This is a genomic window from Rhodococcus sp. USK13, assembly GCF_018343855.1.
Classification (GTDB): domain Bacteria; phylum Actinomycetota; class Actinomycetes; order Mycobacteriales; family Mycobacteriaceae; genus Rhodococcus_F; species Rhodococcus_F oxybenzonivorans.
In genome coordinates this window covers 764,346-776,755 of sequence record NZ_CP069242.1, presented here as the reverse complement: position 1 = coordinate 776,755, position 12,410 = coordinate 764,346, and the positions used below count along the sequence as shown (strand labels likewise).

The window sequence follows — 12,410 nt, the reverse complement described above, 5'->3', positions numbered from 1 at the left end:
GGTGACCTCGACCAAGATCGTGATCGCCGGTGGGTTCGGCGTCGGCAAGACCACGCTGGTCGGTGCTGTCTCCGAGATCGTCCCCCTGCGGACCGAGGCGCTCGTCACCAACGCGAGCGACGGCGTCGACAACCTGGCTGCCACCCCGCAGAAGGGCACGACCACGGTCGCGATGGACTTCGGTCGCATCAGCCTGGCCGACGACCTGGTCCTGTACTTGTTCGGAACGCCGGGTCAGCACCGGTTCTGGTTCATGTGGGACGACCTCATCCGCGGCGCGATCGGGGCGATCGTCCTGATCGACACCCGCCGCCTGGACGAGAGCTTCGCGGCGGTCGATTTCTTCGAGGCCCGTCGCCTGCCGTTCCTGGTCGCGATCAACGAGTTCGACGACGCGCCGCGTTATCCGATCGAGGACATCCGGGCGGCGCTCGCGATTTCGGAGGATGTGCCGATCATTCCCATCGATGCCCGCGATCGGGAGTCGGCGAAGCAGGCGCTCGTGGCGATTACCGAATATGCACTGACCAAGCTTCACACGGCCGTGTACTGAGGATTCGAACAATGTCGGACGAGTTGCAGCAGTTCTCCATGGGCACGTGGGTGGTCGGTCTTGCCGTGGTCACCGCGTTCATCGGCCTCTTCGTCGGTATCGCCAGTGGCCGCAAGGCGATGACGGCGACGAGTCCGCGCCAGCGCTACCTCTGGCTGGCGTGGGGTGCGTTGTCGATCGGTGGCATCGGGGCGTGGCTGCCGCACTACATCGCAATGGTCGGGCTCGAGGTCGCGGGTACCACCCTGCGTTACGACGCACTGTGGATCGCGGTGTCGTTCGCGGTACCGGTGCTCGCAGCCGGCGTGGCGTTGCTGATCGTCAGTCCGCCGCCGAGTAAGCATCGGCGGCCGACCACCTCGGTGGAGATCAGCCGGCTGGCCGCAGCTGCCGTGATCCTCGGTGTCGGGCTCGCCGGCATGCACGTGGCTATCGTCTCCTCGCTCGTGATCCAGGGATCCGTGAGCTTCGACCCGATACTGACGGGCGCCGCAGCGGTAATAGGCCTGGTCATCGGTGCTGCGATCATGTGGTCGATCTCGATTCTCGATTCGCGGGCGCTGCGTCTGGTTGCGGCGCTGGTGCTGGCGGCCGCCCTGGTGGCCATGCACTACACGGGTGTGTTCGGTGTGAGCGTGACGGTCGATCCGGAGGCTCCGCGCCCCGACGGTCTCGAGGTGTTTTCAATCCTGTTCCCCGTCTTCGTGCTGGGCATGCTGGTAGTGACGATCCCGATCACGGCGCTGCTGATGGCGCCCGACCGGGTGGCTGCCGAACTCGAACTCGAGGCCGACATGCTGGCCGCCGAATCGCTCGCGGCCGAAAGCCGCGGTAGGGAACTGGAACTCCGGTAGCGGACACGCGGAACCCGCCCTGTTCAGGAGTGCATCCGAGTCCTTCACCGTTCCAGCTGACCTGCACCTATAGACTCGGGTGGTTGCGTGACGTCGTGCAGGACCACTCGTCCGCGAGGAGACGTCAAGCCGAGTAGAAGAAGGAGCTCATGACTGACACAACGTTGCCGCCGGAGGGACCGGGGCACGACCGCATCGAGCCCGTCGACATTCAGCAGGAGATGCAGAGCAGCTACATCGATTACGCCATGAGCGTGATCGTGGGTCGCGCGCTGCCCGACGTGCGGGACGGCCTCAAGCCGGTGCACCGGCGTGTCCTGTACGCAATGTACGACAACGGTTACCGGCCCGACCGCGGTTATGTGAAGTCTGCGCGACCGGTGGCCGAGACCATGGGTAACTACCACCCCCACGGTGACGCTTCCATCTACGACACCCTCGTGCGCATGGCGCAGCCGTGGTCGCTGCGCTACCCGCTCGTCGACGGTCAGGGCAACTTCGGTTCCCGCGGTAACGACGGCGCCGCAGCCATGCGATACACGGAGTGCCGCCTGACTCCGCTGGCCATGGAAATGCTGCGTGAGATCGACCACGAAACGGTCGATTTCGCTCCGAACTACGACGGCCGGACGCAAGAGCCGACAGTTCTCCCCAGCCGTATCCCCAACCTGTTGATCAATGGTTCCGGTGGCATCGCCGTCGGTATGGCCACCAACATCCCGCCGCACAACCTCCGCGAGGTAGCCGAGGCGATCTACTGGGCTCTGGAGAACTGGGAGGCCGACGAGGAGTCCACCCTCACGGCCGTCATGGAACGGGTCAAGGGGCCCGACTTCCCGACACACGGCCTGATCGTCGGTGGTCAGGGCATCCATGACGCGTACACCACGGGTCGCGGATCGGTGCGGATGCGCGGTGTGGTGGAGATCGAGGAAGACGCCAAGGGGCGCACCACGATCGTCATCACCGAACTGCCGTTCCAGGTCAACCCGGACAACCTGATCACGTCGATCGCCGAGCAGGTCCGCGATGCCAAGATCGCCGGCATCTCCGACATCCACGACGAGTCCTCGGACCGTGCGGGTATGCGCATCGTCGTCACCGTCAAGCGTGACGCGGTCGCGAAGGTCGTTCTCAACAACCTGTACAAGCACACTCAGCTGCAGACCAGCTTCGGGTGCAACATGCTGTCCATCGTCGACGGTGTGCCTCGCACGCTGCGCCTGGACCAGATGATCCGGCACTACGTCGTCCACCAGGTCGAGGTCATCCGCCGTCGTACCGAGTACCTGCTCCGCAAGGCCGAAGAACGCGCGCACATCCTGCGCGGACTCGTCAAGGCGCTCGACGCCCTCGACGAGGTCATCGCCCTGATCCGCGCCTCGCAGACGGTCGACATCGCTCGCGCCGGCCTGATGGAACTCCTCGACGTCGACGAGATCCAGGCCGATGCGATCCTCGCCATGCAGCTGCGTCGTCTCGCGGCTCTCGAGCGTCAGAAGATCGTCGACGAACTCGCCGAGATCGAACGCGAAATCGCCGACCTGCAGGACATCCTCGCCAAGCCCGAACGCCAGCGTGCGATCGTGCGGGACGAGCTGAAGGAGATCGTCGACAAGCACGGCGACGATCGACGCACCCGCATCGTCGCGGCCGACGGTGACGTGGCCGACGAAGACCTCATCGCCCGCGAAGACGTCGTCGTCACCATCACCGAGACCGGCTACGCCAAGCGCACCAAGACCGACCTCTACCGCTCGCAGAAGCGTGGCGGCAAGGGTGTGCAGGGCGCCGGCCTCAAGCAGGACGACATCGTGTCGCACTTCTTCGTCAGCTCCACGCACGACTGGCTGCTGTTCTTCACGACGAAGGGCCGCGTGTACCGGGCCAAGGCCTACGAGCTTCCGGAAGCGAGCCGCACGGCGCGCGGCCAGCACGTGGCCAACCTGCTGGCCTTCCAGCCGGACGAGCGGATCCAGAGCGTCATCAAGATCAAGACCTACGAGGACGCGCCGTATCTCGTTCTCGCCACCCGCAACGGCCTGGTCAAGAAGTCGAAGCTCACCGATTTCGACTCCAACCGGTCCGGCGGCATCGTCGCCGTCAACCTGCGCGGTGAGGACGAACTGGTGGGCGCCGTGCTGTGTTCCGCCCATGAAGACCTTCTGCTGGTGTCGGCGAAGGGGCAGTCGATCCGTTTCTCGGCCACCGACGAGGTGCTGCGCCCGATGGGCCGCGCCACGTCCGGTGTCCAGGGCATGCGGTTCAACGAGGACGACGAGCTGCTGTCGCTCAACGTCGTGCGCGAAGGCACCTATCTGCTGGTCGCGACGTCGGGCGGGTACAGCAAGCGCACTCCGATCGAGGATTACGTGCCACAGGGACGAGGCGGAAAGGGCGTACTCACGATCCAGTACGACCCGAAACGTGGCACCCTGGTCGGAGCGCTCATCGTGAACGATGACGACGAGCTCTACGCGATCACCTCGGGCGGTGGCGTCATCCGCACCGCCGCCAAGCAAGTCCGCAGGGCCGGTCGGCAGACCAAGGGCGTTCGGTTGATGAACCTCGGGGAAGGCGACACCCTGCTCGCGATCGCGCGCAACGCCGACGAACCCGACGAGCCCGAAGACAACGCCGAGAGCAGCGGCAAAGGAGCTAAGGAGTCCTAGTGAGCACTCCCAACCAGCCAGGCGGTGACAAGCCGAGCGCGGGTTCTGCCGGGTCGGCGGCCTCCGAGCAGCACACCACCCGCACGCCCGAGAACGGCTCTGCCCGGTCGAACCCCACCTCGGGTTCGACCCCCGGTCAGGCGCCTGCGGGTCGTGGGCCCGGCCCCGCGGCAGGTCCCGCTGCCCGGCCCGGCGCCGCGCCGCCGCAACATCAGGGGCCTCGTACCCAGGCTCCCCACACGCAGGCCTCCCAGGGTCGGCCCTTGCCGCCTCAGCAGGGACGGCCCGCTGAGGGTGCTCCCGGCCGTCAGGGACCGCCCCAACAGGCGCCTGCCGACCGTGCCGCCGGCAACCAGGCGCCCGCCCGCAGCCAACCGCCCGGCAACCCTGCTCCCGGTAGTACGGCTCCGGCCGATCCGGCAGGCAACCGGGCACCTGCGTCCGGCGCTCCCGTCGACGGTGCACAGCCCGTTCGGGGAAGTCAGGCACCGCCGTGGCAGCGGGGGATGCAACGAGAGCCACAGACCAACCTGAAGCGGCCGCTGCAGGGACAGCCGGGGCAGCCCGGCTCCCAACAGCGCCCGCGTCCCGACTCCCCGTCGTCCGCTACGGCTGGTGCGGGCACCGCTGCTGCCGCAGCAGGGGCGCCGAGCGCGCCGGGTGCACAGAAGCCGTCCACGGCGGCGCCCACCACGCCGCCGGGGGCACCGACTCAGGCCGTTCCCGTCCAGAAGGGACCCCCGGCCGCGCCGAAGCAGCCCGCTCCCGCCCAGGGGCGGCCGTCCAGCGCTGCTGCCGCTGCCGCCGGCGGTGTCACCGGTACCGCTGCTGCGGCCGCGGTGTCGCAGCGGGAATCGGCCAAGGCCAAGGCGTCCGCGATCGACGGGCCCACCCGGCACATCAATCGTGACGTGCTCCCCAAGGACATGCCCGACCTCTCCGAGGCGAAGCACCCACTGCCTGCGTCAGCGGCCACCGGGCAGCAGCCGAAGGTGGCCGCCGCCCCCCAGCGCGTCGGAGAGGGCGAGGCTCTGCGGGCGACGGTGCAGATCCGCAAGGTCGACCCGTGGTCGACGCTGAAGATTTCCTCGGTCATCTCGGTGTCGCTGTTCTTCGTGTGGATGGTCGCGGTCGGCCTGCTGTACGTCGTGCTGGACGGTATGGGCGTCTGGGACCGGCTGAACAACGCGTTCACCGACATCGTGGCGGAGTCGAGCTCGGAGGGGCTCGTGACGGCCGGCCAGGTCTTCGGTTATGCCGCCGTCATCGGACTCGCGAACATGGTGTTGTTCACGGCGCTCGCCACCATCGGGGCGTTCATCTACAACCTCTGTTCCGACCTCGTCGGCGGTGTCGAAGTGACGCTCGCCGATCGAGACTGAACTGGGAAAAGGCAGTCTCACCGGACCGGTTTTGGTATCTGCCGGTCCGGTGGGGTAATCTTCCGACTCGGTTCAGGGAACTGCGCAAGACTGGTTTCCAGACTTCAGGGGCCTATAGCTCAGGCGGTTAGAGCGCTTCGCTGATAACGAAGAGGTCGGAGGTTCAAGTCCTCCTAGGCCCACTCCTGGTGCCGGTGAAAGGTCATACGCATGAAGGTCCTCCTGATCGTGGGAGCCGGCGTGCTGGTGACGATAGGACTCACCAAGTTGCTGCGCAGCAACGAGGTGTGGCACGAGGTAACGGGGCCTTAGCTCAGTTGGTAGAGCGCTGCCTTTGCAAGGCAGATGTCAGGAGTTCGAATCTCCTAGGCTCCACAAGTTAGATAGCAGGTCAGAGCCACTTTCTCGGGAACGGGAAGGTGGCTCTTTTGCTGTCCTGCCCACATTTTGCCCACATCAGCCGACAACTCGGAGTGATCTCAGCTCACCTTGAGCCAGTTTGTCGAGCTGGTCGCCGACCATTCCGAGGTCGTCATCGAAGAGGTGGCCGTACCGGTCGAGCGTCAGGGCGGCCGAGGAGTGGCCCAGCATCCTCTGCAGCGTCTTGATGTTCGCCCCTGCGGTGATTGCCAGGGACGCGCACGTGTGGCGCAGCTCGTGAGGCGTGAGGCCCTCCGGCGCCGTCGACTTCTCCACGGCCGTGTTCCACCAGCGACGCCGGACGTTGTTCGCACGCATCGGCCCACCGCGCGAGTCCGGAAACACGAGGGTGTCCGCGCTTCGCCCGGCGAGGTGCGTCTCGAGGAGCTCGCAGAGGAAGCCCGGGATGGGAACGTCACGGCCCTTGTTCGACTTGGTGGAGGAGAACACGAGCTTGCTGTCGACGACGGTCACCGAGCGGTGGATACGGAGGCGCTGACGCTCGAGATCCACGTTGGCGACCTGTAGCGCCGCCGCCTCTCCGAACCGCGGGCCACAGTAGGCGAGCGTGTAGCAAAGCACTGAGTGCGCGCCGGCCGCCGCGGCGAGCGAGTCCACTTGCTGAACGGTGAGGTACCGCATTTCGTTGTGCTCGATCGTAGGGAGGTCGAGCCCGCTTGCTGGGTTGGCCACGATCCGCGCGTCCTCGACGGCCTGCTCGAGCACCTGGCGCAGAACGCCAACGTTCTTCTGCACTGTCGCCGCCGAGTTCGTCGCACTCATCGCTGTAACCCAGCGCCGCAGCTTCTCGCGACTCATGTCAGCCAGGGGAGTGGTCTTGAACTCAGGCAGCACATGGACGTCGAGCGCTGACCGGTAGCGCGAGCGTGTCGACGCCGACAGGTTCACCTTGTCGGCCATCCACTGCTCGGCGCACTCACCGAATGTGACGCGCCCGGCCGATGGAGGAATATACGAGCCGGTGAGCTTCTCGACTTCCACGGTCGCGGCGAAGTCTTGAGCGGCCCGCTTGGTGGTGAAACCCCGCTTGTCAGTCTGCTTGCGGTCGGGCGTGCGGTAGCGCACCCGGTAGCGCTTGCCGGATTTGGCGTCGTAGCTCTCAATCGTCGCCATCTGACGCCGCCTCCTCAATCGCCAACTGGAGTTCTGATTTCAACTCGCGCATGGTCCGGCCACGCTTCTGAGGATTCGCGTCGCCTGCGCGCACGTCTCTCTCTTCTGAGAGAAGGCGGCCCCACAATCGATGGGACCAGTAAGCCAGTTGGCCAACTGAGATACCAAGGCCCTTGGCTGCGCGTGACTCGGCTTCCCCCGAGGTTCGGATCAGTTGTTCGACGCCGAAGAGTGCCTTGCCGGCGGCGACGCCACCAGCGTCGCCCTGTTCGCGGACGAGGCGCAGTGCGTCGAGCCCGGAACCTGCCGTTTCTTGCACTTCGGCCGCGATCAAACCTGCGGACTGACCGCGCAACAGGCCCTTCAAGGCGCCACCCCTCAGCGTCACGCCCTTGTTGATCTGGATCGGCTGATCGTCGTCACATGACACGAGTTCGGCGAGAGGAAGCGGTCGACCTGCAAGGTTCTCAAGTGCCGCCGCCATGGCGAACAGCAGATGGATGGTGGGGGATGCACGACCGGACTCGACTGCGCGAACGCTACTGCCTTGCCAGTTGAACCGAACGAGAAAGCCCCCGCCGACGGCCAGGTCGACGAGGGCGACGAGAACTGCACCAACCCTAAGAGGAGCAAATTCTGTGATCCACGATAGCGCGATTGCCGACACCATTGCCGAGTCCGTGAGGGCCTCGATTGGCAACCTACATCTGCGGTCGACGATTCTCGCCGGCGTCATCGGAGTCTCGCAGCGAACCGCGGAGCGACGGCTCGCGGGTACGCGCGCCTTCACCGTGACCGACGTCCTGCTGACCGCGCGGCACATCGACGTCCCCGCCGTTTCCCTCACGGGACTGCACCCAGGCGAGGTGGCGTGATGGCCTACCTGTCGATGGACGTCGTTATGGACGAATTGCCCACCGTGAAGCACGCGCCTGAGACAGGCAAGATCCGGGTCTTCTTCGGCCTACACGGGCACCTCTCGCTCGCGATCGACGAGGCCGCGCACCTGGTGACCGAGCTTGCCGCCGCGCTCGGCGAGGCCCAGGGCGCAGAGATCGAGCCACGGCAAGGGGATTTCTGAATTATGACAGCAGAGCCAGCGGAGTTCACCGCGTCTATCGATGCTGCCCCAGTCGGGCCGATGGAACGGTTCGAGTGGGAGCGCATCGTGCGACGCGTCAAGATGCCTCCTACGACGAAGCTCGTTGCGCTCACGCTGGCCACCTACGCGGATCAGAACGGAACCCGCGTGCGCCCCGGCACGGAACGGCTCGCCAGAGTGACGTGCGTGTCCCTACCCACCGTGAAGCGAAGCCTTGCCTGGCTACGAGAGCACGGTTTCGTCGACCGGACGAAGCAAGGCAACCGATGGGCGAAACAGGCCGACGAGTACCGACTCTCAGTGCCGCCAACCCTGCTCGAGTTGGACCTACTGAGCCCCGAGGAGACGCAGAGTCTGGGTATCGCCCATGAGACAGACATTCATCCGCAGACCACGGTCTACAGCTCACCCGTGATCCCCAGACTGGTTGCCGCCGAGAAAGTCTAGGGATCATCTGGGCCGTGTCTGGGGATCATTTGGCGAAGTCTGGGGATCACGGGTGATACCCCACCAACCCATAGTCACCAACCCAGCAATCACCACCCACATACCAACCCACAGTCGGCGCCCTGGGAACGCAACTTACGACCGCGCGTGTGCGCGAGAGGAGAACCGCCATGACCCTCGATCGATATGGGGAGGCACGCGGGGCGGCGAAAGCATTCGTTGCGCCGCACGATCTGCGGTGCCGGACCGGTTGGCTCGGCGAGGACAGCGAAGGGCGGATGATCCCCTGTCTCGTCTGCAAGCCACACCTTCGCCCGCAAGAGTCTCGGGAGGTTCGCTATTGACTGCCGTCGAAGAGGTCATGACCGACCTTGAGCGCCTGGGAGTGCCGGTGACGGCGACCCGCGCCGAGGCCCAGCAATCGCTACGGCGGGCGGGGCGGGGCGTTTCGACTGACCGACTGCGCGCCGCGCTCAACTCCCGCAGATCGAGCGCCGGCGTTCCGTCGAGGAACCGCAGTGTCGCGACACTGCGGAATCCCGAGGGTCGCCGCAAGCATAAGGCGCCGCCAGTGCTGACCAACTTGGTCGACGACCGCCTGATCGGCGCCGCGTGCGTCGGCCTCCACCACCTCTTCGACGATCGGCACGACGGCGAACAGGAGCCCCAGCGCGCGGCCCGGCATCAGGCAGCCGTGCGTTTTTGTATCAGCTGCCCGGTTCTCACGGCGTGCCATGACGTCGCCGCCGAGCACGCGCAGTACATCGAGGGCGTCTGGGCCGGTGTCATCCCAGCGGCAACCCATCAGGAGAAGCCATGAAGAAGCGGCGCCGCGAGTGTCGCGAACTCAGGTGCACGAAAATGCACATCTCGTCTACAGGCTTCTGTGCGCAACATCGCAGCCAGTTCGACGTCCTTCGCGACGCCGACCGCATCCGCTTCGCCGGCCGCACCTACACGCTCGACGAAGCGATTCGCCTGGCTGACGCGATCATCGACGCGGTCGAAGTGGAACCGCGATGACCAACCCGCCAACCGTTCAGCGCTTCGGTGGTGCAGTCGTTCTCACTGGCACCGCGGTATCGACCACGCTGCGAGCAATCCTCGTCCAGATCCGCGCCAGGAAGAGGAACGGCCTGCCCGACTCGGGTGAGTTGTCCCGGATCGTAGATGCCCTGGTGTCCGCAGACGGACATGCGGACGTCCGCGAAACACCTTCTGTTGCAACATCTTACGAACCGTCCGTACCGATTGAGGAGGCAGCCAAGATGCTCGGTCTCAGCACGCGACAGACACGAAGGCTCGCACCGCGACTGGGAGGTCAACAGGTCGCCGGTCGCTGGCTTCTCGACCGCCAGTCGATCCTCGAACACCGCAACCAGGAAGAAGGTTAATCATGGACCGACGCGACTTCATCGACTACCTCGCAGCTCTGGAACCCGACGAATTCGACGCAATCATCGAGGAAGCCCGCGGCACCGGCTCGCAAAAGGCCGCCCGTATGCAGGCTGGCCGCGACATGTTCAACAACCGCCGCGGGGGCACGAAGTGACCGGCACTCTGAGCGACCGCGCTTTCGCTGCGATCCCCGAGTACGCCGAAGCTCAGGCAGCCGTATCGACTCTGGAGAATTGGGTTGCTCAGTCACCTACCCTGCCCCCGCGCACTGCCCTGGAGACCGCGATTGCCGCTGACGTTCTCGCGGCCGCACAGAACGGCACGGGACGACCCGCACGACATTGCGAAGCGCCTCGCCGAGTACGACATGCAAGCACGGTCGGCGGCCGAAGAGCGAGCCCTCGTCGACCGTGCCGTCCACAATGCCCGCCATCTAGCCGCCGAGGCGAAGCGGAACGGCATCCCCGCAGCATACGAGGTTGTGCGCACTGAGCTGAGCGAGATTGTCGGCCTGGTCGAAGAGAACGCTGACGTGTTGCGGACCGCGACGACCGCCGAGGACGCCTTGCGGTCGGGTGCACACGATGGTCGGCTCCTTGTCGACGGCCTCGTCACTCGATATGAGGGCATGCGCAATGCGCACTGGGACGTCGCCAGGTTCGACAGCCAGGACGGAAGTCGGTCCCCGAGCTATGAGGTCTTCTACGCCTCCGCACTCCTCGCCAACCACTTGGACGTCGATCCGTATTGGCGCGGACGGCGTTCGGCAGCGGCAGCGTCCATCTCGGGATCTGCGCGAGGCGATCTGGCTCAGCATCGAGCCTGGCTAACGCCGACCGAGCATCGGCTCGGACAGATCGACGACCGCGGTCACTCAGCACTGTGGCCGCAAGGGGTATCGCAGCAACGGTGGCTACTCCACATCGTCGAGCACGGACAGCCTTGGGTGCTCGACGCCGCGGGTATCGAGCAGGTACATCGGCTCGCGACCAGCGCAACCCAACCCCTCGCACAGAGTGACCAGTACGCGCTGCGCGCAGCGATGAGTGCCCGCGACTAGCACGCGGAGATCGAATCCGCATGAGTACTTGCCCCGCCCCATCACCGGCCGTTCCTTCCGTGCGAGGTCCATCGACGGTCGCGCAGTGGGGCGGGGCATCAGCACATCAACCGAGAGGAACTGACCATGCCCACTAACTACGTGAGCCCCCTGCTCTTACTTTCCCGCCTCGAGCGGTACCGCGTAGCGACCGAGGAATGACTCAACGGACTGAGCGAGGCCGAGTTCGACGCCGTGCTCACCCGAGTCCGCGCCGGCGAGCTGCTCGGGCCCGAGGCGTAGCGCCGTTCAAGACCCGATCGTCGCGCAGGGAGGCGCTGTGTTCCAGCATGGCACCCCATGGGGGGTACCCCCCTCCCCGCCCCCATAGGACACACGGTCGGCATAGGGCCTCGGACTTTGTGTGAAATACAGGCTCTTTCAGGATCTACGAGTTTTGCACGAGCTGCAAGCAACGTCCTAGCCGTCTGAGCGCTGATCCCGAGAAGGCAGCGGACACCGTTTCGGCGTAGCGCCCAAGATGAGTACGGGTCTGGCGAACTCGTGACAAAATCGTGAGCTATGGCGCGCACATTGAACCCGGATAACGTTGTTGATGAATTCGTCGACGATGCAAACGGCTCACTCGCCCGATTCACGAGGTTGTACACACTGATTGAAGGCGGCGCTAATGCCCACCGGCCTGAAAAGCAAGCACTCGCGGCTGATGCTGCCTTTCGCCTTGGAATTTTGTGGGAGACCTTCGTCCACCGGTGGCATGTCGCAGCGATTTCGAAGAGTCCAGACGTATTTGTCGCGCGCGTGGCGGGCGACTTGGGGAAAGAACTAGCAAAGGGGGAGCTTGGCGCCAAGTTGGAGGCTCTGACCCCAGGCTGCACGGCCGTCCCCGATCGACCCACTAAGGACCAGATTGAGGGGCTGCTCGATCCGCTTAGAAGGAACGTTACCTTCAAGGACAATGAGACCTGGATCAAGCATGCGAAGGCGGACCTAGATGGTGTTTACGCGAACAAGGTCAGTTCGATAGTCAGCACTCGCGAGGACGCGTGCATCATTGCACTGATCAAGGGGCTGCGAAACTATCTCGCGCACAAGAGCCCCGCTGGCCTCACGCACTTCAATGCGCTCATCCGCGCGGAAAACAATGGGCTCGGACTGGTCGGTCAAGTCAACAAACCACTTGTCCGCGCCGAACGAGACGCCCGTGACGTTGCTGTGTATCTGCACCGAACTGTTGGCGGCAAACGTCGTGTCGAGCATCTGTATTCGCGAGTGACCGACGTTGCTCAGGCCATGAAGGTTTAACCGCCGAGTCGCCCCAAGAGCTTGGTGATTCTAGCCCTCAATTCTTGGCGCTCAGTAAGCTTGCCTCTGCTGTCGGAGCTAAT

The 12,410-nt window shown here is 65.0% G+C and carries 15 protein-coding genes and 2 tRNA genes; 15 read left to right on the top strand and 2 right to left on the bottom strand.

Translation table 11 applies throughout. From position 1 onward, the window contains the following. The first annotated feature begins 1 nt into the window (after window position 1). The 6 genes from JQT59_RS06405 (at window position 2) to JQT59_RS06380 (ending at window position 5,836) form a co-directional block, all read left to right on the top strand. On the top strand, window positions 2-553 hold the full coding sequence (locus JQT59_RS06405; RefSeq protein ID WP_109334763.1) for a GTP-binding protein: 552 nt from the start codon (window positions 2-4) through the stop codon (window positions 551-553). Window positions 554-564: 11 nt separating this feature from the next. Then, window positions 565-1,407, top strand: coding sequence for an MHYT domain-containing protein (locus tag JQT59_RS06400; protein WP_213575422.1), 843 nt, complete (start codon window positions 565-567; stop codon window positions 1,405-1,407). Between the two features lie 149 nt (window positions 1,408-1,556). After that, on the top strand, window positions 1,557-4,079 hold the full coding sequence (gene gyrA, locus JQT59_RS06395; RefSeq protein WP_213575421.1) for a DNA gyrase subunit A: 2,523 nt from the start codon (window positions 1,557-1,559) through the stop codon (window positions 4,077-4,079). Beyond that, the gene (locus JQT59_RS06390) at window positions 4,079-5,461 is read left to right on the top strand and encodes a DUF3566 domain-containing protein (RefSeq protein WP_213575420.1); all 1,383 of its coding nucleotides are present in this window, start codon (window positions 4,079-4,081) and stop codon (window positions 5,459-5,461) included. The genes gyrA and JQT59_RS06390 overlap by 1 nt, the downstream gene beginning before the upstream one ends. A 108-nt stretch (window positions 5,462-5,569) precedes the next feature. Then, window positions 5,570-5,643 (top strand) — tRNA-Ile (locus JQT59_RS06385). Window positions 5,644-5,763: 120 nt separating this feature from the next. Then, a tRNA-Ala gene (locus tag JQT59_RS06380) sits at window positions 5,764-5,836 on the top strand. An 81-nt stretch (window positions 5,837-5,917) separates the two neighbouring features. Here the strand turns inward: JQT59_RS06380 and JQT59_RS06375 are convergent. After that, on the bottom strand, window positions 5,918-7,015 hold the full coding sequence (locus JQT59_RS06375) for a site-specific integrase (RefSeq protein ID WP_213575419.1): 1,098 nt from the start codon (window positions 7,013-7,015) through the stop codon (window positions 5,918-5,920). Then, entirely contained in the window at window positions 7,002-7,685 is a 684-nt protein-coding gene (locus tag JQT59_RS06370) for a hypothetical protein (protein ID WP_213575418.1), read from the bottom strand. Before JQT59_RS06370 ends, JQT59_RS06375 begins: the two co-directional genes overlap by 14 nt. Window positions 7,686-7,695: 10 nt before the next feature. On the opposite strand from JQT59_RS06370, the gene JQT59_RS06365 reads away from it, so the two are divergent. From JQT59_RS06365 to JQT59_RS06325, 9 genes are all read left to right on the top strand, one after another. Further along, on the top strand, window positions 7,696-7,890 hold the full coding sequence (locus tag JQT59_RS06365) for a helix-turn-helix domain-containing protein (RefSeq protein WP_213575417.1): 195 nt from the start codon (window positions 7,696-7,698) through the stop codon (window positions 7,888-7,890). Further along, complete coding sequence (locus JQT59_RS06360; protein WP_213575416.1) at window positions 7,890-8,096, top strand: hypothetical protein; 207 nt, start codon at window positions 7,890-7,892, stop codon at window positions 8,094-8,096. Before JQT59_RS06365 ends, JQT59_RS06360 begins: the two co-directional genes overlap by 1 nt. Before the next feature lie 3 nt (window positions 8,097-8,099). Beyond that, complete coding sequence (locus tag JQT59_RS06355; protein WP_213575415.1) at window positions 8,100-8,564, top strand: helix-turn-helix domain-containing protein; 465 nt, start codon at window positions 8,100-8,102, stop codon at window positions 8,562-8,564. A 361-nt stretch (window positions 8,565-8,925) separates the two neighbouring features. Further along, window positions 8,926-9,384 (top strand): WhiB family transcriptional regulator, encoded by a 459-nt coding sequence (locus tag JQT59_RS06350; protein WP_213575414.1) that lies wholly within the window; start codon window positions 8,926-8,928, stop codon window positions 9,382-9,384. A 41-nt stretch (window positions 9,385-9,425) separates the two neighbouring features. After that, window positions 9,426-9,587, top strand: a complete 162-nt coding sequence (locus tag JQT59_RS06345) for a hypothetical protein (RefSeq protein WP_213575413.1) — start codon at window positions 9,426-9,428, stop codon at window positions 9,585-9,587. After that, complete coding sequence (locus JQT59_RS06340) at window positions 9,584-9,958, top strand: hypothetical protein (RefSeq protein ID WP_213575412.1); 375 nt, start codon at window positions 9,584-9,586, stop codon at window positions 9,956-9,958. Before JQT59_RS06345 ends, JQT59_RS06340 begins: the two co-directional genes overlap by 4 nt. 2 nt (window positions 9,959-9,960) lie before the next feature. Further along, a complete protein-coding gene (locus JQT59_RS06335) occupies window positions 9,961-10,116 on the top strand; it encodes a hypothetical protein (RefSeq protein ID WP_213575411.1) in 156 nt (51 codons plus the stop codon). A 132-nt stretch (window positions 10,117-10,248) separates the two neighbouring features. Continuing rightward, window positions 10,249-11,022, top strand: a complete 774-nt coding sequence (locus JQT59_RS06330) for a hypothetical protein (RefSeq protein ID WP_213575410.1) — start codon at window positions 10,249-10,251, stop codon at window positions 11,020-11,022. 561 nt (window positions 11,023-11,583) lie between these two features. Continuing rightward, window positions 11,584-12,327 carry a hypothetical protein gene (locus JQT59_RS06325; RefSeq protein WP_213575409.1) on the top strand — a complete coding sequence of 248 codons (744 nt, stop codon included), beginning with the start codon at window positions 11,584-11,586 and terminating at the stop codon, window positions 12,325-12,327. Window positions 12,328-12,410: the final 83 nt, after the last annotated feature.

Bases quoted from the DNA above. Each gene is read 5' to 3' on its own strand.
- JQT59_RS06355 (WP_213575415.1), top strand. From the start codon at position 8,100: ATGACAGCAGAGCCAGCGGAGTTCACCGCGTCTATCGATGCTGCCCCA.
- JQT59_RS06325 (WP_213575409.1), top strand. From the start codon at position 11,584: ATGGCGCGCACATTGAACCCGGATAACGTTGTTGATGAATTCGTCGAC.
- JQT59_RS06400 (WP_213575422.1), top strand. From the start codon at position 565: ATGTCGGACGAGTTGCAGCAGTTCTCCATGGGCACGTGGGTGGTCGGT.
- JQT59_RS06375 (WP_213575419.1), bottom strand. From the start codon at position 7,015: ATGGCGACGATTGAGAGCTACGACGCCAAATCCGGCAAGCGCTACCGG.
- gyrA (WP_213575421.1), top strand. From the start codon at position 1,557: ATGACTGACACAACGTTGCCGCCGGAGGGACCGGGGCACGACCGCATC.
- JQT59_RS06360 (WP_213575416.1), top strand. From the start codon at position 7,890: ATGGCCTACCTGTCGATGGACGTCGTTATGGACGAATTGCCCACCGTG.
- JQT59_RS06340 (WP_213575412.1), top strand. From the start codon at position 9,584: ATGACCAACCCGCCAACCGTTCAGCGCTTCGGTGGTGCAGTCGTTCTC.
- JQT59_RS06335 (WP_213575411.1), top strand. From the start codon at position 9,961: ATGGACCGACGCGACTTCATCGACTACCTCGCAGCTCTGGAACCCGAC.
- JQT59_RS06350 (WP_213575414.1), top strand. From the start codon at position 8,926: ATGACCGACCTTGAGCGCCTGGGAGTGCCGGTGACGGCGACCCGCGCC.
- JQT59_RS06345 (WP_213575413.1), top strand. From the start codon at position 9,426: ATGCACATCTCGTCTACAGGCTTCTGTGCGCAACATCGCAGCCAGTTC.
- JQT59_RS06370 (WP_213575418.1), bottom strand. From the start codon at position 7,685: ATGGTGTCGGCAATCGCGCTATCGTGGATCACAGAATTTGCTCCTCTT.